Source organism: Pseudomonas sp. C9-3, from assembly GCF_032392015.1.
Classification (GTDB): domain Bacteria; phylum Pseudomonadota; class Gammaproteobacteria; order Pseudomonadales; family Pseudomonadaceae; genus Pseudomonas; species Pseudomonas nitroreducens.
This window is the reverse complement of record NZ_CP135919.1, coordinates 938471-955447: the sequence shown is the minus strand read 5'-3', so window position 1 is coordinate 955447 and position 16977 is coordinate 938471. Positions and strand designations below refer to the sequence as shown.

The 16977-nt window shown below is 64.2% G+C and carries 16 protein-coding genes; 8 read left to right on the top strand and 8 right to left on the bottom strand.

Features of this window, described 5'->3' with window-relative positions; genetic code table 11:
• Window positions 1-54: 54 nt before the first annotated feature.
• On the bottom strand, window positions 55-831 hold the full coding sequence (gene fpr, locus RS899_RS04280) for a ferredoxin-NADP reductase (protein WP_017517998.1): 777 nt from the start codon (window positions 829-831) through the stop codon (window positions 55-57).
• A 223-nt stretch (window positions 832-1054) separates the two neighbouring features.
• Here fpr and RS899_RS04275 point away from each other — a divergent pair, with 223 nt between their 5' ends.
• Window positions 1055-1981: a LysR family transcriptional regulator gene (locus RS899_RS04275; RefSeq protein ID WP_054908174.1), complete on the top strand. Its 927-nt coding sequence runs from the start codon at window positions 1055-1057 to the stop codon at window positions 1979-1981.
• A gap of 112 nt (window positions 1982-2093) precedes the next feature.
• On the opposite strand, the gene RS899_RS04270 is transcribed toward RS899_RS04275, so the two are convergent.
• Window positions 2094-2465, bottom strand: a complete 372-nt coding sequence (locus tag RS899_RS04270; RefSeq protein ID WP_024765290.1) for a diacylglycerol kinase — start codon at window positions 2463-2465, stop codon at window positions 2094-2096.
• A gap of 107 nt (window positions 2466-2572) precedes the next feature.
• Window positions 2573-3223 carry a response regulator transcription factor ErdR gene (gene erdR / locus RS899_RS04265; RefSeq protein WP_024765291.1) on the bottom strand — a complete coding sequence of 217 codons (651 nt, stop codon included), beginning with the start codon at window positions 3221-3223 and terminating at the stop codon, window positions 2573-2575.
• A gap of 266 nt (window positions 3224-3489) precedes the next feature.
• On the opposite strand from erdR, the gene RS899_RS04260 reads away from it, so the two are divergent.
• Window positions 3490-4374, top strand: a complete 885-nt coding sequence (locus RS899_RS04260; protein WP_233298106.1) for a DMT family transporter — start codon at window positions 3490-3492, stop codon at window positions 4372-4374.
• A 154-nt stretch (window positions 4375-4528) separates the two neighbouring features.
• Here RS899_RS04260 and RS899_RS04255 read toward each other — a convergent pair whose 3' ends face one another.
• Window positions 4529-5245, bottom strand: a complete 717-nt coding sequence (locus RS899_RS04255; protein ID WP_054908172.1) for a tRNA-uridine aminocarboxypropyltransferase — start codon at window positions 5243-5245, stop codon at window positions 4529-4531.
• 303 nt (window positions 5246-5548) lie between these two features.
• Here RS899_RS04255 and RS899_RS04250 point away from each other — a divergent pair, with 303 nt between their 5' ends.
• Both RS899_RS04250 and RS899_RS04245 read left to right on the top strand, forming a co-directional pair.
• Window positions 5549-5956, top strand: coding sequence for a quorum-sensing-regulated virulence factor family protein (locus tag RS899_RS04250; protein ID WP_024765294.1), 408 nt, complete (start codon window positions 5549-5551; stop codon window positions 5954-5956).
• Between the two features lie 9 nt (window positions 5957-5965).
• Window positions 5966-6181: a DUF3820 family protein gene (locus tag RS899_RS04245; RefSeq protein WP_024765295.1), complete on the top strand. Its 216-nt coding sequence runs from the start codon at window positions 5966-5968 to the stop codon at window positions 6179-6181.
• 40 nt (window positions 6182-6221) lie between these two features.
• Here the strand turns inward: RS899_RS04245 and RS899_RS04240 are convergent, their stop codons facing one another.
• Window positions 6222-8627: a xylulose 5-phosphate 3-epimerase gene (locus RS899_RS04240; RefSeq protein ID WP_315809170.1), complete on the bottom strand. Its 2406-nt coding sequence runs from the start codon at window positions 8625-8627 to the stop codon at window positions 6222-6224.
• Between the two features lie 125 nt (window positions 8628-8752).
• Here RS899_RS04240 and RS899_RS04235 point away from each other — a divergent pair, with 125 nt between their 5' ends.
• Together RS899_RS04235 and RS899_RS04230 are read left to right on the top strand one after the other, a co-directional pair.
• Window positions 8753-10174 carry an MBL fold metallo-hydrolase RNA specificity domain-containing protein gene (locus tag RS899_RS04235; protein ID WP_233298109.1) on the top strand — a complete coding sequence of 474 codons (1422 nt, stop codon included), beginning with the start codon at window positions 8753-8755 and terminating at the stop codon, window positions 10172-10174.
• Window positions 10175-10341: 167 nt separating this feature from the next.
• The gene (locus RS899_RS04230; RefSeq protein ID WP_315809169.1) at window positions 10342-11415 is read left to right on the top strand and encodes an LOG family protein; all 1074 of its coding nucleotides are present in this window, start codon (window positions 10342-10344) and stop codon (window positions 11413-11415) included.
• 63 nt (window positions 11416-11478) lie between these two features.
• On the opposite strand, the gene recX is transcribed toward RS899_RS04230, so the two are convergent.
• The 3 genes from recX to RS899_RS04215 all read right to left on the bottom strand — a co-directional run bounded on the left by recX (window position 11479) and on the right by RS899_RS04215 (window position 13602).
• Window positions 11479-11943: a recombination regulator RecX gene (recX, locus tag RS899_RS04225; RefSeq protein WP_054908168.1), complete on the bottom strand. Its 465-nt coding sequence runs from the start codon at window positions 11941-11943 to the stop codon at window positions 11479-11481.
• Between the two features lie 5 nt (window positions 11944-11948).
• The gene (gene recA / locus RS899_RS04220) at window positions 11949-13004 is read right to left on the bottom strand and encodes a recombinase RecA (protein ID WP_054908167.1); all 1056 of its coding nucleotides are present in this window, start codon (window positions 13002-13004) and stop codon (window positions 11949-11951) included.
• Window positions 13005-13089: 85 nt separating this feature from the next.
• Window positions 13090-13602 carry a CinA family protein gene (locus tag RS899_RS04215; RefSeq protein WP_054908166.1) on the bottom strand — a complete coding sequence of 171 codons (513 nt, stop codon included), beginning with the start codon at window positions 13600-13602 and terminating at the stop codon, window positions 13090-13092.
• Between the two features lie 82 nt (window positions 13603-13684).
• Here RS899_RS04215 and mutS point away from each other — a divergent pair, with 82 nt between their 5' ends.
• Both mutS and fdxA read left to right on the top strand, forming a co-directional pair.
• On the top strand, window positions 13685-16258 hold the full coding sequence (mutS, locus tag RS899_RS04210; RefSeq protein WP_175405528.1) for a DNA mismatch repair protein MutS: 2574 nt from the start codon (window positions 13685-13687) through the stop codon (window positions 16256-16258).
• 65 nt (window positions 16259-16323) lie between these two features.
• Entirely contained in the window at window positions 16324-16647 is a 324-nt protein-coding gene (gene fdxA / locus RS899_RS04205; RefSeq protein WP_015476292.1) for a ferredoxin FdxA, read from the top strand.
• Window positions 16648-16977 lie beyond the last annotated feature (330 nt).

Here is a 16977-nt window from a genome sequence, read left to right as displayed (position 1 = left end):
GCCGCGCTCCCAAAGGAATCGCGGCGTTCTTTCGACTGAACCGTCGGACGCTGCTTACTTCTCGACGAAGGCGCGCTCGATCAGGTAGTCGCCGGGCTCGCCCATGCGCGGGGAGATCTGCAGGCCGAAGCTGTTCAGCACTTCGCTGGTCTCGTCGAGCATGCTCGGGCTGCCGCAGATCATGGCGCGGTCGTCCTGCGGGTTCATCGGCGGCAGGCCGATGTCGGCGAACAGCTTGCCACTGCGCATCAGGTCGGTCTGGCGGCCCATGCTGTGGAACTCTTCACGGGTGACCAGCGGGCAATAGATCAGCTTCTCTTTCACCATGTCGCCGAAGTACTCGTGCTCCGGCAGGACCTTGGTGATGAAGTCCGCGTAAGCGAGCTCGCTGACCCAGCGCACGCCGTGAACCAGGATGACCTTCTCGAAGCGCTCGTAAACTTCCGGGTCCTGGATCACCGAGAGGAACGGCGCCATGCCGGTGCCGGTGCTCAGCAGATACAGGTGCTTGCCGGGCTTGAGGTCGTCCAGCACCAGGGTGCCGGTGGGCTTGCGGCTGACCATCAGCTCGTCGCCTTCCTTCAGGTGCTGCAGACGCGAAGTCAGCGGACCGTCCGGGACCTTGATGCTGAAGAACTCCAGGTGCTCTTCGTAGTTCGGGCTGGCGATGCTGTACGCGCGCATCAGCGGACGACCGTTGACTTCCAGGCCGATCATCACGAACTGGCCGGTCTTGAAGCGCAGACCCGGGTTACGGGTGGTCTTGAAGCTGAAGAGGGTGTCGTTCCAGTGGTGCACGCTGAGAACGCGCTCGGTGTACAGGTTGCTCATCAAGGACTCCTAGGAGAAACGTGGCGCACCCCAGCAGATCCCGGACGTAGCGCAATTGCGCGACATTTTATAGGCGGCGACAATATCCGCAAAATAAATTATCTGGATATTGCTAATCCAAAACGCAGATAAGGCCGCATCATGTCGCCGCAAAAGGATACCTTCCGGGCATTCCGGCACCGGGGCGACGAAATGTCGCGCAGCCTTTTCGGAGCCATCCTCGATGAAATTCACCCTGCGCCAGCTCGAAGTCTTCGTCGCCGTCGCCCAGCAGGAAAGCGTCTCCCGCGCAGCTGCCGGGCTATCCATGTCGCAATCGGCGACCAGCACCGCCCTGGGCGAGTTGGAGCGGCAGTTCGACTGCAAGTTGTTCGATCGCTCCGGCAAACGCCTGACCCTCAACGCCCTCGGCCGCCAGTTGCTGCCCCAGGCAGTGGCGCTGCTGGACCGCGGCAGCGAGATCGAAAACATGCTCAACGGCAAGAGCGCCTTCGGCTCGCTGGACCTGGGCGCCACCCTGACCATCGGCAACTACCTGGCGACCCTGCTGATCGGCACCTTCATGCAGCGCCAGCCCGACTGCCGGGTGCGCCTGCACGTGCACAACACCGCCCACGTGGTGCAGCGCGTGGCGCACTACGAACTCGACCTCGGGCTGATCGAAGGCGACTGCCAGCACCCGGACATCGAGGTGCAGCCCTGGATGGAAGACGAACTGGTGGTGTTCTGCGCACCGCAGCACCCACTCGCCCGCGAAGGTAACGCGAGCCTGGAGCGCTTGACGGAAGAAGCGTGGATTCTGCGGGAACAGGGTTCCGGCACGCGGCTGACCTTCGACCAGGCCATGCGGCACCACGTCGAGCCGCTGAACGTGCGGCTGGAACTGGAGCACACCGAGGCGATCAAGCGTGCAGTGGAATCAGGACTGGGGATCGGCTGCATCTCGCGCCTGGCCCTGCGCGACGCCTTCCGCCGCGGTAGCCTGGTCCCGGTGGAAACACCTGACCTGGACCTGCGCCGGCAGTTCTATTTCATCTGGCATCGGCAGAAATACCAGACCGCGACCATGCGCGAGTTCCTGGAACTGTGCCGCAGCGAAACCGCCGGGGTAACGCGCAGCGACGATATTGTCCTGCCGATGATTCCCTGAAGCGTGCTTTTTTGTAGGACCGAGGGGGCGCTCAGCCCTTGCTCGCGAACGCTTCACGCCTGCGACACCAGTGTCAGGCCGTTCGCGAGCAAGCTCGCGCTCCTGCAGGCCGTCAGCCGAGCAGGATGCCCGCCCAGGTCACGGTGATGATGGTCAGCGCGACGAACTGGGCCGCACTGCCCATGTCCTTGGCGTTCTTCGACAGCGGATGGCGCTCCAGGGAAACCCGGTCCACCACCGCCTCGATGGCGGAATTGAGCAGTTCGACGATCAGCGCCAACAGGCACACGGCGATCATCAGCGCGCGCTCGCCACGGGTCACATCGCAGAAGAACGACAGCGGGATCAGGATGACGTTGATCAGCACCAGTTGGCGGAAAGCCGCTTCACCCTTGAAGGCGGCGGCGAAGCCGGCCAGCGAGTAGCCGGCGGCGTTGAAGATGCGTTTCAGGCCGGTCTGGCCCTTGAAGGGGGAGGCGGACACGTGTGGTTCTCACAGGCAAAGGTCGCGGCACTCTATACCAGCGATCGTCAAAAAGGGGTCAAGGCCATTACAGAATGTGACGGCCCCTGAGCCGGAATGTGGTGGGCTCAGGCCCCCGGCACCGACTCCATCTGCGCCAGCAACAGCGCTGCCTGGGTGCGGGTGCGCACGTTCAGCTTGCGGAAGATCGCGGTGACGTGGGCCTTTACCGTGGCTTCGGAGACGCTCAGCTCGAAAGCGATCTGCTTGTTCAGCAGACCTTCGCAGACCATGGTCAGCACGCGGAACTGCTGCGGCGTCAGGCTGGCCAGGCCAGCGCTGGCGGCGCGCACGTCATCGCTCATCTCGGTCACGGCATCCACCTGCGGCGGCCACCAGACGTCACCATCGAGCACCGCGCGCACGGCCTGCTGCAGCACGCTCAGCTCGCTGGACTTGGGGATGAAGCCGCTGGCGCCGAACTCGCGGGAGCGTTGTACCACGGCGGCATCTTCCTGGGCCGAGACCATCACCACCGGAATCTGCGGGTACTGCCCGCGCAACAGCACCAGGCCAGAGAAGCCGTAGGCGCCGGGCATGTTCAGGTCCAGCAGCACCAGGTCCCAGTCGGCCTTCTCGTTCAGGCGCGTCTCCAGCTCCGCGATACTCGCGGCCTCCGACAGTCGCGCCTCGGGGCCAAGACCGATGGTCAGAGCCTGGTGCAGGGCACTGCGGAACAGCGGGTGATCGTCAGCGATCAGGATCTCGTAGGAAGCCATGAATTTTCCTTGAAGGCCGCGTCGAAGTACTGCCGTGGATAACAGCCAGACTTGCGCAGGAAAGGTCGGAGCACGGATAGAGCACTGCTCGTAACATTGTACGCAAAGACCACCCCCGGTGTCCGCCGCGAATACATCGCCCAATGGTACATACAGCGTGGCTTCAAAGCCCCTGCCAGTGTGCCCGCCGAGAAGCCGCTCCCCTTTCCAAAGGCCCGGCGTTACGGCAGAGTTCCGCTTTTTTTCCTGCCCGTTACGAGAACAAGATGAAAAGCCATGCGCTGCGCGCCGATATCCTGATGCTGTTCACCGCGATGATCTGGGGGGTCTCCTTCGTCGCGCAACGCCTCGGGATGGATGCCATCGGTCCCTTCCTCTATACCGGCCTGCGCTTCACCCTCGGCGCCGTGGCACTGCTGCCGCTGCTGGCCTGGTCGAGCAAGCGCGGCGCCCAGCCGTTCAACCGGGGCCTGATCCTCGCAGGCCTGGCCATCGGCACCGCGCTGACCGTGGGGATCAACCTGCAGCAGGTTGGCCTGATGTTCACCAGCGTGACCAACTCCGGCTTCATCACCGGCCTGTACGTCATCATCGTGCCGCTGCTCGGCCTGCTGATCGGCCATCGTGCCGGCATGGGCACCTGGCTGGGTGCCGCGCTGGCCGTGACCGGCATGGCCATGCTGAGCATCGGCCCGGGCTTCCACGTTGCCTCCGGTGACTGGCTGCAACTGACCGGTGCCTTCGTCTGGGGCGGCCACGTGCTGCTCGTCGGCCTGTTCGCCAGCCGTTACGACCCGATCCGTCTGGCCTTCCTGCAGTTCGTCACCTGCGCGGTGGTGAGCATGATCCTGGCCGTGGTGTTCGAAGAGATTCACTGGGACGCCATCGTCCAGGCCGCCCCCGCCCTGATCTATGGCGGCCTGTTCGGCGTAGCCACCGGCTTCACCCTGCAGGTCATCGCACAGAAGCACGCCATTGCCTCCCACGCGGCGATCATCCTCTCGCTGGAGGCGGTGTTCGCCGCCATCGCCGGTGCACTGTTCCTCGACGAGACCCTGCATGTGCGCGGCTACTTCGGCTGCGCACTGATGCTGGCCGGCATGCTGGTGGCGCAGCTGTGGCCGAAGAAAGCCGAGGTGAAGGCGGTCTGATCTCTACTGCATAACGGAGCGAGACTGTTCGCGAGCAAGCTCGCTCCTGCAGGCTGGGGATTCGGCGCTCTTCGTAGGAGCGAGCTTGCTCGCGAACCGCACACCTCGGCGCCCGCCCTGAACATCAGAAACCTGCATGCGATGAAGAGCCGATCTAGCGCTCGGTAAACGGCCTCAACGCCTGGTGCGCCGGGCTCTGCTCGTCCAGCGGCTGCTGGCGCTTGGAGCCCAGGTAGCGCTCGCTGAATACGTCCAGATAAGCATCCAGCGCATCGCCGGCGCGGCGGTCGCCGGCCAACCCCAGGCACAGCGCCGCGACTTCGGCGGTGCACAGGTGCTCGTCGAACTTGGAGCGACGCAGGCGATAGCGTGACAAGGCATCGGGGGTGATGCTCAGCACGGGGAAACGGTCCAGGTAGGGGCTCTTGCGGAACATCTTGCGCGCCTCGTTCCAGGTGGCGTCAAGCAGGATGAACAGCGGGCGCTTGCCGCCCTGCGGCTCCACCGTCGTCACTACGCGCTCGGGCTGGACGAACTCGCCGGGGAATACCACATACGGCTGCCATTGCGGATCATCGAGCAGCGCCAGTAGTGCCGGATCGACCTCGATGCGCGACCAGCCGAATGCCCAGGTCTCGGGCACCGTCTCGGCGATCAGCCAGCCGGTATTGCTGGGCTTGAGCGGCTCGGTGTCGAACATCACCAGGCACATCGCCGCGTTGGACTCGACCTGCGGGCGCAAGCCGCACATGCAGTAGTTCGGCCGCAGGCGGCAACCGGGACAGCGTGGCGAGCGCGAGCCACGGGCCACGAAGGGCTTGAGGCAGCGGGCCAGGCGCTCATCACGCAGGCGGGCGACAGCGTGGCTCATCGGGCCACCGGGGTGCGGAAGATCGGACGGTACATCGAAGGCTCGAACGGGGCGACGGTTGCGGACCGCCAATTGTACCAGAGCTGCAACCAGCCTCCCTGTACACGGCCGAGTGGCGATGAAAGTCGCGACCGGCTTCGCGTCATCCCTCAACGAAGTTGGCCGCCTGGCGTGCCGGACAGCGGGCTGCGGCAATCGAATCTCGGCAGAGAGGTCGTTTTCGGGGACAATAGGCGGCTGTAATGACCAGCGAACCCGGAAGGCTCGCTACGGTCGAATCGGCACCATTGTCAGGAGATGCCCATGCTGCGCCTCACCGCCCTCGCCCTCTGCCTCGTTCTTCCCGTCGCGCATGCCGCCTCGAAGAAGGACTTCGAACTGACCCAGACCCTGGAAAAGGTCGCCAAGGAAAGCAGCGAAGGCACCCCGCGCGCGATCAACGAGGACATCCTCGACCAGGGCTACACCGTCGAGGGCCCGCAACTGATCAACCACCTGAGCGTACGCGCCAGCCATGCCGAGCGCATGCGCGAGAACCCGGACAGCGTGCGCAGCCAACTGGGCGACAGCGTCTGCAGCAATACCGCCTACCGCCAGTTGCTGGCCGAGGGCGCGATCCTCACTTACAGCTTCACCGAGTACAAGACCAACGCCCCGGTCGCCACCGAGCGTTTCGACGCCGGCAGCTGCAAGATCAAGCTGAAGAAATAAGTCGCCTGCATGCTCGACAAGGAAATGTTGCTGAAGATCGCGCGCACGCCGATGCCCTTCGGCAAGTACCAGGGCCGCATGCTGGTGGACCTGCCGGACGAGTACCTGCTGTGGTTCCACAAGAAGGGCCAGTTCCCGGCCGGTGAACTGGGCCGGCTGATGCAGCTGACCCTGGAACTGAAGATCGACGGCCTCGACGGCCTGATCAAGCCGCTCAAGCGCTGAAGCCCGCGCAACCGCCGCGTGGCGGTTGCGCCAGCGCCGGTCAGCGCAGGACCGCAGGACTTTCCTTGCCGGCCACCGCTGCTGCCTCGTCCGGTGCGAGCAAGGCGCTGCGCGGGACGTCCAGCAGTCGTGCACAGGCCGCCAGCACATGGGCCCAACTGCAACGGTTGGTGAACAGCATGCCCGCTTCGTCCAGCGTTCCGCCCTGGTTGCGATACCCCAGCACCGCCGTCTTCAACGCATCGGGCAGGATCGGCCAGAGGTGCCCACGCGCCACCTCCGGGCGCATGTGGGTGAGCAGCACGCGCCGCTCGTAATGATCGGGGAACAGACGCATGGCGATGGACTCGTCCGCCAGCGCCGGCAACTCCCAATTGTCGCGCGGCGCGCGGAAGCGCCCCGGCTCCTGTAGATAAACCAGTCGATACGGATAGCCGGCCTCCTCCAGCCGCAAGGCAGCGCGGCGCATCTCGGCCAACTGGTAACTGCCGTTGGCGATCAGCAGCAGCGGTTCGGCGCCGGGATGCTCGTCCAGCAGGATTGCGCCATCTCGCGCCAACTGCTCGGCCTCGGCCTGGGTGAATACCGATGGCCGCTCGCGCTTGGGAGCCACGATACAGGCCAACTGCCCGCGGCTGCGGTAGATGTCCGGCAACAGCGCCAAAAGGCTGTTGTGGTCGGCCGGGAAAACTACCCGCACCATGTCGCTCATCTCGCCCAGCAGCGCCTCGCAGAAAGTGGTGTCCTGGTGGGATTGCTGGTTCTTGCCGTTTTCCCAGGTATGCGAGGTCGCCACCAGCGGCCAGCCGAGCCAGCCCGCGGGGCGTCCGGCTTCCTTCTGCTGGCGGGCGAAGATCAGCGTCTGGCGCACTGCACCGAGCATCTTCACGCAGAAGGCTTCATAGCTGGCCACCAGGTTCAGCCCGCCCTGGTTGGCCAGGCAGGCAGAAACCACCGCCTCCTCGTTGAGCGCTGTGATGATCCGGCCATCCACGGCCTCCAGCTCGCTTTCCGGCTCGCTCACCCGGTGCCGCAGCGCCTTGAGCACGCCGCCCAGGCGGTTGCTCGCCAGTTCGTCTGGATTGCCGACACGGGCGCGCAGGTCCGGGTTGGCGCCGCACAGGTCGACGTAGAAGCGATCCAAAGCGGCCATGGGGGAGCATTCGTCATTGCGGTAATGCAGCGGGGGAATCGAAGGCTCGATGGGCCGACGCACGGCGAGCGGGTTATCCCGTTCCAGTACTCGGCCGCTGCGCGAAGCGATGAAGAGCTGGCAAGCCTCGGCTAGCTCATCGGGCTCGACCCACAGAGGCGCCGCATGCTGATTGAACAGGTCGCGCGCCTCGGCATCCACGCTGGGATTGCCCGGCAGCGGCAGGTTGTGCGCAGCATTGCTGCCAGCGCCATAGAACCCGTAGCCCTTGGTCGTTTCGGCGATGCCGTAGGGAATCGGCAAAGGGTAGCGGAGGATGCCGCGCTCCTTCTCATCGACGCGGTGCTGCAACCGTTCTTCCATTTCCCACAGAGCACAGACGAAAGCTGCCGGGTCGCGGCCGTCGAAACTGATCGGGTCGAAACCGCAACGCCGCAGGTGCAGCTTGAAGCCTTCCAGCCCTTCGTGGGTGCCCAGCTCAGTTCGCTGCTCGATACGCCGGCCATTGGCGATCATCACCGGCAAGGCCGTGCCGCAGTCCTCGGCGCGCCACCAGCGGGGAATCCAGTCGCTACCGCGCTGCTCCTCGGCAGCGCCGTCGGAGAGGAAGGCCACCAGGGTCTCGCCCGGCAGCGGCATGTGCGCATACATCAACTCGGCGAAGCCGAGGTATCCCCCTTCGGCAATGCCACCGGCAGTGTGCGGACTGACGTGGCTGCCCAAAGGAGCCGCAACCTTGCCTTCCGCCGTCTGCGCGTAGCTGTAGAAGTCCTGTACCAGCCGATCCAGGCCGGCTTCGCCATTCCCGTAAGCTGCAGCCTGCTCCGGATGCAGGTTGCCGGTAAGCACGTTGAGCGCGTCGATCGCGGCCACGCAGTGCCCTTGGCCCATCAGCCAGCCGCGTGTCTTGCCGCTCAGGGCATTCAGGGCGAGATAGCCGGCGTAGGCTGGCACCATGTTCAGCGCGCCGCCGGTATGTCCTTCGGGCTGTGCCTTTAAATCTTCGGGCTGCAAGGGCGCGCCATCGAGGCGGACGCGCCTGGCGTAGGTCATGTGCGCCACCAGCCAGAGACCGGCGCAGGTCAGGCGATCCAGCGCGCCGAACAACCGGTAGACGCTGGCCAGATCCGGCTGCAGGCCGTACTGGACCAATTGATGAGCGACACGAAAGACCGCCGCCTGGGTCTGCACGCTATGCTGAAGCGGACCACGGCCTCGCAGCCAGCGGGCGTATTCCGGCTCGGCTGCCGCATGGGCGGCAAGCTCCTCGGGGCTTGGCAGGATCTGTGACATGTCGGCTCTCCCTTGGTTATGCCGGAAAGTCTAGGTCTCCAGAGATCGGACGGGCGCTGACATGTATCAACGACCGTCCCGACCATTCGAGCAAGGCTGAAAGTGAATTCCGACAAGGAGACGACATGGCGCTTCTCACCTTCATCGGCGCAATCCAGGAAGTCACCGGTTCCTGCTACCTCCTGGAAACCCGCGACGGCGTCCGCGTACTACTCGAATGCGGGATGCGCCAGGGGCGCAGCGGCAACAAGGGCACTCGCGACAACGAGGCGACCAACCGCACGCCCTTCCCCTTCGATCCGCAGGAGCTGGACGCCGTCGTCCTGTCCCACGCCCACCTGGACCACAGCGGCCTGCTGCCGCGCCTGGCAAAGGAAGGCTACAAGGGGCCGATCTACGCCACCGAATCCTGCTGCGACCTGCTGGAATTGATGCTGATGGATTCGGCACACATCCAGGAGAAGGACGCCGAGTGGGAAAACAAGTGGCGCGCCCGCCTCGGCAAGCCACCCGTCAAGCCGCTGTACACCGTCGAAGACGCTTCCCGCGCGCTGAACCAGCGCCGCCGCGTCAGCTATGGCAGCACGGTGGACGTGGCGCGCGGCATCCGCGTGACCTTCCACAATGCCGGGCACATCCTCGGCTCGGCCATCGTCGAACTGGAAATCCATGAGTTCGGCTCGACCCGCCGCCTGGTGTTCTCCGGGGACCTGGGCAGCACCTGCTCCCCCCTGATGCGGACGCCGACACCACTGACCCGCGCTGATGTGGTGCTGCTGGAGTCCACCTACGGCGACCGCGACCACCGCGACGCCAACGACACCCTGCTGGAGCTCGCGGGCATCCTGCAGCGTGCCCAGAACGAGGGCGGCAATGTACTGATCCCGTCCTTCGCCGTGGGCCGCACCCAGGACCTGATCTACTACCTCGGGCGCTTCTATCAGGAGGGCCGGCTGCCGCAGCAGGTCGTCTACCTCGACAGCCCCATGGCGGCCCAGGCCAACAATATCTATCTGCAGCACATCGGCGAGATCGCCGACGTCGACCGCGAATACATGCGCGGCACCGGCACGGCCAAGGTCGGCGAGTGGCTGCCGATCCTGCGAACCACCCAGAACGCCGAAGAGTCCATGGCGCTGAATCGCATCAAGAGCGGTGCCATCATCATCGCCGGCAGCGGCATGTGCACCGGCGGGCGGATCGTCCACCACCTCAAGCACAATCTCTGGCGCGAGGAGTGCCACGTCGTCTTCCCCGGCTTCCAGGCCAAGGGCACGCTGGGACGTGCCATCGTCGACGGCGCCGAATCGGTCCGCATCCTGCGCCAGCGCATCAGCGTTAAAGCGCAGATCCACACCCTCGGCGGATTCTCCGCGCACGCGGGACAATCACAATTAATTCAGTGGGTTGGCCACTTCGAGAACAAACCCGAGCTATACCTGATACATGGCGAGCGGGAAAAGATGGACGTACTCAAGGGTGCACTCCAGGATCGCCTGAACTGGACGGCCAACATTCCGGAGCCCGGAGACCGGATCGCCATCTGATATCGAGGCCTCACCGACTGTCACAGCCCGCGTGCCAGACTGGGGCGGCCTCCTGCTGAACCCTGTGCGTGCGGCGAAGCGCCATTGCGTTACCGCCCAAGTCACCTTGCGTGGCCGGCGCCGCCCATGGACAGGCGATCAGGGGTTGATGAACAAGGAGTATCAACATGCCCTATGAGCCCGACGACTACCTCTCCAGACACTTCCAGACCAGCGGCACCGACCTCGCACAGAAGATCGAGGAGCTTGCCGCACTGGCCGCTCCCGGCGACAGCCAGAACCTGCCGCTGTACCGCGAAATGCTCACTACCGTCGCCCGCATGGCCCAGGCCGACCGCAATCGCTGGGACGCCAAGATCATGCTGCAGACACTTCGCGAAATGGAGCACGCCTTCAGCACCCTGGAGCAGTTCAAACGGCGCCGCAAAGTCACCGTATTCGGCTCGGCCCGCACGCCGGCCGACCATCCCGTCTACACCCTGGCCCGCGAACTGGGCGAAACCCTCGCGCGCTACGACCTGATGGTCATCACCGGCGCCGGCGGCGGCATCATGGCCGCGGCCCACGAAGGCGCCGGCCTGGAAAACAGCCTCGGCTTCAACATCACCCTGCCCTTCGAGCAACACGCCAACCGCATCGTAGACGGCACCAGCAACCTGCTGTCGTTCCACTTCTTCTTCCTGCGCAAGCTGTTCTTCGTCAAGGAAGCCGACGCCCTGGTGCTCTGCCCTGGTGGCTTCGGCACCCTGGACGAAGCGCTGGAGGTGCTGACCCTGATCCAGACCGGCAAGAGCCCACTGGTGCCGGTGGTCCTTCTCGACCAACCAGGCGGGCATTACTGGGATCACGCCCTGGAGTTCATCAAGGAGCAACTCGAAGACAACGGCTACATCCTGCCCAGCGACATGAGCCTGATGACACTGGTACACAGCGCCGAGGAAGCCGCCGGGGAAATCGCCCAGTTCTACAGCAACTTCCACTCCAGCCGCTGGCTCAAGGATCGCTTCGTGATCCGCCTGAACCACCCGCTGAGCGTGCGCGCCCTGCAATTGCTGGAACGCGAATTCGGCAATCTGTGCGTAAGCGGTGGATTTCACCAGCAGCCCTACAGCGAGTCGGAACTGGACGAGCCGGAATTCTCCCATCTCACCCGCCTGGCCTTCGCCTTCAATGGCCGCGCCCAGGGGCGTTTGCGGGAGCTGCTGAACTTCATCAACCAGCCGGAAAACTGGGAGCGCTGATTTTCCAGAACGATTTTCAGAGGCAGGAAACGAACAAGGCACCCGGTGGGGTGCCTTGTTCGTTCAATCATCTGATCGTCGACCACTCAGAAGCCGGCTGATGGCTTCCATCGAATAACCCCGATAGCTCAGGAAGCGCCCTTGCTGGGCTCGCTCGCGAGCATCCTGCGGCAGCCGGGCGAACTTCCGACGCCAGACCTCATGCAGGTTCTCGCCCCAGTCGACACCGGACTCGCTCAGCGCGCCATCGATCTCGCCACGGGGCAAACCGCGCTGCGACAGCTCCTCGCGAATCCGCATCGGCCCGTAACCGGCCCGCGCACGGCTGGCGATGTAGCTTTCCAGGTAACGGCTCTCGTTGAGCAGCCCCTCCTCGGCCAAACGGTCGAGGGCGGGGTCGATCAGGTCCTGCGTCGCACCGCGCTGCCGCAGCTTGCGCGAGAGCTCAGCCCGACCGTGCTCGCGGCGTGCCAGCAGGTCCATGGCGACCCGCCGCACCGCGACGGGGTTATCGAGCTCGGTGGTCATTCCTATTAATAGTCGGCTTCAGCTTCCGCTTCGGCTTCTGCCGCAGCGAGCTCGGCCTTGGTCGGCGCCGACTGATTGGTCAGCAGTTGATCGCGGATGGCCTTGTCGAGAGTGGTGCAGATCTCGGCGTTGTCTTCCAGGAACTTGGCGGCGTTGGCTTTGCCCTGGCCGATCTTGCTGCCCTGGTAGCTGTACCAGGCGCCGGACTTCTCGATCAGGCCCAGCTGCACGCCCAGGTCGATGATCTCGCCGGTGCGGTAGATGCCGCGGCCGTACATGATCTGGAACTCGGCCTGACGGAACGGCGGGGCGACCTTGTTCTTCACGACCTTGACGCGGGTTTCACTGCCGACCACCTCGTCGCCTTCCTTCACCGCGCCGGTCCGGCGGATGTCGAGACGAACGGAGGAGTAGAACTTCAGCGCGTTACCACCGGTGGTGGTTTCCGGGTTGCCGAACATCACGCCGATCTTCATGCGGATCTGGTTGATGAAGATGACCAGGCAGTTGGCGTTCTTGATGTTGCCGGTGATCTTGCGCAGCGCCTGGGACATCAGGCGGGCCTGCAGGCCGACGTGCTGATCGCCCATCTCGCCTTCGATTTCGGCCTTGGGTACCAGAGCCGCCACGGAGTCAACGATGATCACGTCAACGGCGTTGGAACGCACCAGCATGTCGGTGATTTCCAGCGCCTGTTCGCCAGTGTCCGGCTGGGAGACCAGCAGGTCGTCGACGTTGACACCCAGCTTGCCGGCGTAGTCCGGGTCCAGGGCGTGTTCGGCGTCGACGAAGGCGCAGGTGGCGCCGACCTTCTGTGCCTGGGCGATGACCGACAGGGTCAGCGTGGTCTTACCCGAGGATTCCGGGCCGTAGATCTCGACGATACGGCCGCGCGGCAGACCGCCGATGCCCAGCGCAATGTCCAGACCCAGCGAGCCGGTGGAGATGGCGGGGATCGCCTGGCGCTCATGGTCGCCCATGCGCATGACCGCGCCTTTGCCGAATTGGCGTTCGATCTGTCCCAGGGCCGCGGCCAGGGCGCGCTTCTTGTTGTCGTCCATTGAAGTCCTCGCGAAGTCAGGCGGCCGGGCGGCCACGAACAACTGTATAAGTAGCCAGTATTATTCCACAGGGCAAGCCGCTCGCCTACCCCTGAATCGGATTTTCCCCGCCCGCCAGTCGCAACAGCCCTTCCAGAGCGGTCGCCACGGTCTGCCGGCGTACAGCTTCCCGATCACCGGCATACAGACGGCGTTCGCTGAACACCTGTTCACCTTTCCTCCAGGCCAGCCAGACGGTGCCCACCGGCTTCTCGGCAGAACCGCCGTCCGGCCCAGCAATACCGCTGACCGCTACGGCAATATCCGCCCCGCTTCGCGGCAGAGCCCCCGCCACCATGGCCTCGACAACTTCCTGGCTCACTGCACCCACCTTGGGGAACAGTTCTACCGGCACATCCAGCTGACGAGTCTTCTGGCTATTGGAATAAGTCACGTACCCCACCTCGAACCAGGCCGAGCTACCCGGGATACGCGTGATCGCTTCGGCGATACCGCCCCCCGTGCAGGATTCGGCGGTTGTGACGCGCAGTTGCTCGGCGGCAAGTCGCACGCCCAACCGGGAGGAGAGATCGGTAATAAAGGAATCGGTAACGGGCACAGTGCGCTCCGGGGTTAAAGAAGGCTAGGTGGATACCGTACACTAGGCGCTTTTGCATGTTGAAGCCGGACAGCCAGAAGCCATGAGTCAGAGCGACCTCTCCGCCCACACACCGATGATGCAACAGTACTGGCGGCTGAAGAATCAGCACCCGGACCAACTGATGTTCTACCGCATGGGCGATTTCTATGAGCTGTTCTACGAGGACGCCAAGAAGGCCGCCAAGCTGCTGGACATCACCCTGACCGCACGCGGCCAGTCCGCCGGCAACTCCATCCCCATGGCCGGCATTCCCTTCCATTCCGCCGAAGGCTACCTGGCCAAACTGGTGAAGCTCGGCGAATCGGTGGTGATCTGCGAGCAGATCGGCGACCCGGCCACCAGCAAGGGCCCGGTTGAGCGCCAGGTGGTGCGCATCCTCACCCCCGGCACCGTCAGTGACGAAGCGCTGCTCGACGAACGCCGCGATAACCTGATCGCCGCCGTACTGGGAGACGAGCGCCTGTTCGGCCTGGCCGTGCTGGACATCACCAGCGGCCGCTTCAACGTCCAGGAAATAAAGGGCTGGGAAACCCTGCTGGCCGAACTGGAACGTCTGAATCCCGCTGAACTGCTGATCCCCGACGACTGGCCCCAGGGCCTGCCGGCGGAGAAGCGCCGCGGCTCGCACCGTCGCGCGCCGTGGGACTTCGATCGTGACTCGGCGAAAAAGAGCCTGTGCCAACAGTTCGGCGTGCAGGACCTCAAAGGCTTTGGCTGCCAGGAACTGACCCTGGCCATCGGCGCCGCCGGCTGCCTGCTGGCCTACGCCAAGGAAACCCAGCGCACCGCCCTACCGCACCTGCGCAGCCTGCGCCACGAGCGCATCGATGACACCGTGATCCTCGATGGTGCCAGCCGCCGCAACCTGGAACTGGACACCAACCTCGCCGGCGGCCGCGACAACACGCTGCAGTCGGTTGTCGACCGTTGCCAGACCGCCATGGGTAGCCGCCTGCTGACCCGCTGGCTGAACCGCCCATTGCGTGATCGCGCCGTTCTCGAAGCCCGCCAGGACTCCATCGCCTGTCTACTGGAGCGCTATCGCTTCGAAATCCTCCAGCCGCAGCTGAAGGAAATCGGCGACGTTGAACGCATCCTCGCCCGAATCGGCCTGCGCAATGCCCGCCCGCGCGATCTCGCTCGCCTGCGCGATGCCCTCGCGGCGCTGCCGGACCTGCAGAACGGCATGACTGAGCTGGAAGCCCCGCACTTGGGTGAGTTGGCCAGCAGCATCCGCACCTACCCGGAACTGGCCGACCTGCTGGCCCGCGCGGTGATCGAAAATCCGCCGGCAGTGATTCGCGACGGCGGCGTCATCGCCCGCGGTTACGACGCCGAGCTGGACGAGTTGCAGATGCTCAGCGAGAACGCCGGCCAGTACCTGATGGACCTGGAAACCCGCGAAAAGGCTCGCACCGGCCTGCCAAACCTGAAGGTCGGCTACAACCGCATCCACGGCTACTACATCGAACTGCCCCGCGTGCAGGCAGAACAGGCTCCCGCTGACTATATTCGCCGCCAGACCCTGAAAGGTGCCGAGCGCTTCATCACTCCGGAACTGAAGGCTTTCGAAGACAAGGCGCTATCGGCCCAGAGCCGCGCCCTGGCCCGCGAGAAGCAGCTTTACGAGGAACTGCTGGAACTGCTGATCGGCCAATTGGCGCCGCTGCAGGACACCGCCGCAGCCCTGGCCGAACTGGACGTGCTGTCCAACCTCGCCGAGCGCGCCCTGAACCTCGACCTGAACCGCCCGCGCTTTGTCGAGGAATCCGGCATTCTCATCGAGCAAGGCCGCCACCCCGTGGTCGAGCAGGTACTGGATACGCCGTTCGTCGCCAACGACCTGAACCTCGATGAAGACACTCGCATGCTGGTGATCACCGGCCCGAACATGGGCGGTAAATCGACCTATATGCGGCAAACGGCGCTGATCGTGCTGCTAGCGCACATTGGCAGCTTTGTGCCGGCGGCGCGCTGCGAACTGTCGCTGGTGGACCGGATTTTCACCCGTATCGGCTCTTCCGACGATCTCGCTGGCGGTCGCTCCACCTTCATGGTGGAAATGAGCGAAACCGCGAACATCCTCCACAACGCCAGCGACCGCAGTCTGGTGCTGATGGACGAAGTGGGACGCGGCACCAGCACCTTCGACGGCCTGTCGCTGGCATGGTCCGCGGCTGAACACCTGGCGAAACTGCGAGCTTTCACCCTGTTCGCCACCCACTATTTCGAGCTGACCGTGCTGCCGGAAAGCGAGCCGGCGGTGGCCAACGTGCACCTGAACGCCACCGAGCACAACGAGCGCATCGTGTTCCTGCACCACGTACTCCCTGGCCCGGCCAGCCAGAGTTATGGCTTGGCGGTCGCACAATTGGCCGGCGTGCCGGGTGCGGTCATTCAGCGCGCCCGCGAACACCTTTCGCGCCTGGAAACCACCAGCCTGCCCCACGAAGCACCGCGCTCGAGCGACCCGAAAAGCCCGGCGCCACTGCAAAGCGACCTGTTTGCCAGCCTGCCGCACCCGATCGTCGAAGAGCTGATGCGTGTCAGCCCCGACGACCTGACTCCACGTCAAGCTCTCGAATTGTTATATGCATGGAAGATGCGGGTCTGACGGACCGCTGGACAAGCTGCTAGAATCGCGCGCGCTTAGCCGCCCGCCTGAGGAGAAAATTAGAAATGACCTTCGTCGTCACCGACAACTGCATCAAGTGCAAATACACCGACTGCGTGGAAGTATGCCCGGTGGACTGCTTCTACGAAGGCCCGAACTTCCTGGTCATCCACCCGGATGAGTGCATTGACTGCGCCCTGTGCGAACCGGAATGTCCGGCACAGGCGATCTTCTCCGAGGACGAGGTCCCGGATGGTATGCAGGAGTTCATCGAGCTGAACAAGGATCTGGCCGATGTATGGCCGAATATCACCGAGAAGAAGGATTCCCTGCCGGACGCCGAAGAGTGGGACGGCAAGCCGAACAAGATGCAGTACCTGGAGCGCTGATCCGCGCTTCCGACCAAAAACACGAAAGGCCCGCTCAGTGCGGGCCTTTCTGTATCCGGGCATCACTTTCTTGCAGGCAAAAAAAGGGGCGGGATAACCCGCCCACTCTTTCTTCCTTTTTTCATCATCCTGATGAACCGCTTCCCGCGGTGCTCCTGCCCGACATCCTTACCGGCCTGCGCCTTTCCGTGTACGCAGGAGTGATATTACCCGCCTGCCAGAACTCAGCAACTGGGGCACTTCCGCGCACCCGATCTGTCTCGCAGCCGAGGTAAAAATAAAATCCTTTAAAAAACAACAAGATAAGAAAAATAGACGCCACAGCTGGCG

Excerpts from the sequence above, each read along its gene's own strand:
- fpr (WP_017517998.1), bottom strand. The coding sequence starts at position 831 with ATGAGCAACCTGTACACCGAGCGCGTTCTCAGCGTGCACCACTGGAAC.
- RS899_RS04275 (WP_054908174.1), top strand. The coding sequence starts at position 1,055 with ATGAAATTCACCCTGCGCCAGCTCGAAGTCTTCGTCGCCGTCGCCCAG.
- erdR (WP_024765291.1), bottom strand. The coding sequence starts at position 3,223 with ATGGCTTCCTACGAGATCCTGATCGCTGACGATCACCCGCTGTTCCGC.
- RS899_RS04260 (WP_233298106.1), top strand. The coding sequence starts at position 3,490 with ATGAAAAGCCATGCGCTGCGCGCCGATATCCTGATGCTGTTCACCGCG.
- RS899_RS04255 (WP_054908172.1), bottom strand. The coding sequence starts at position 5,245 with ATGAGCCACGCTGTCGCCCGCCTGCGTGATGAGCGCCTGGCCCGCTGC.
- RS899_RS04250 (WP_024765294.1), top strand. The coding sequence starts at position 5,549 with ATGCTGCGCCTCACCGCCCTCGCCCTCTGCCTCGTTCTTCCCGTCGCG.
- RS899_RS04245 (WP_024765295.1), top strand. The coding sequence starts at position 5,966 with ATGCTCGACAAGGAAATGTTGCTGAAGATCGCGCGCACGCCGATGCCC.
- RS899_RS04240 (WP_315809170.1), bottom strand. The coding sequence starts at position 8,627 with ATGTCACAGATCCTGCCAAGCCCCGAGGAGCTTGCCGCCCATGCGGCA.
- RS899_RS04235 (WP_233298109.1), top strand. The coding sequence starts at position 8,753 with ATGGCGCTTCTCACCTTCATCGGCGCAATCCAGGAAGTCACCGGTTCC.
- RS899_RS04230 (WP_315809169.1), top strand. The coding sequence starts at position 10,342 with ATGCCCTATGAGCCCGACGACTACCTCTCCAGACACTTCCAGACCAGC.
- recX (WP_054908168.1), bottom strand. The coding sequence starts at position 11,943 with ATGACCACCGAGCTCGATAACCCCGTCGCGGTGCGGCGGGTCGCCATG.
- recA (WP_054908167.1), bottom strand. The coding sequence starts at position 13,004 with ATGGACGACAACAAGAAGCGCGCCCTGGCCGCGGCCCTGGGACAGATC.
- mutS (WP_175405528.1), top strand. The coding sequence starts at position 13,685 with ATGAGTCAGAGCGACCTCTCCGCCCACACACCGATGATGCAACAGTAC.
- fdxA (WP_015476292.1), top strand. The coding sequence starts at position 16,324 with ATGACCTTCGTCGTCACCGACAACTGCATCAAGTGCAAATACACCGAC.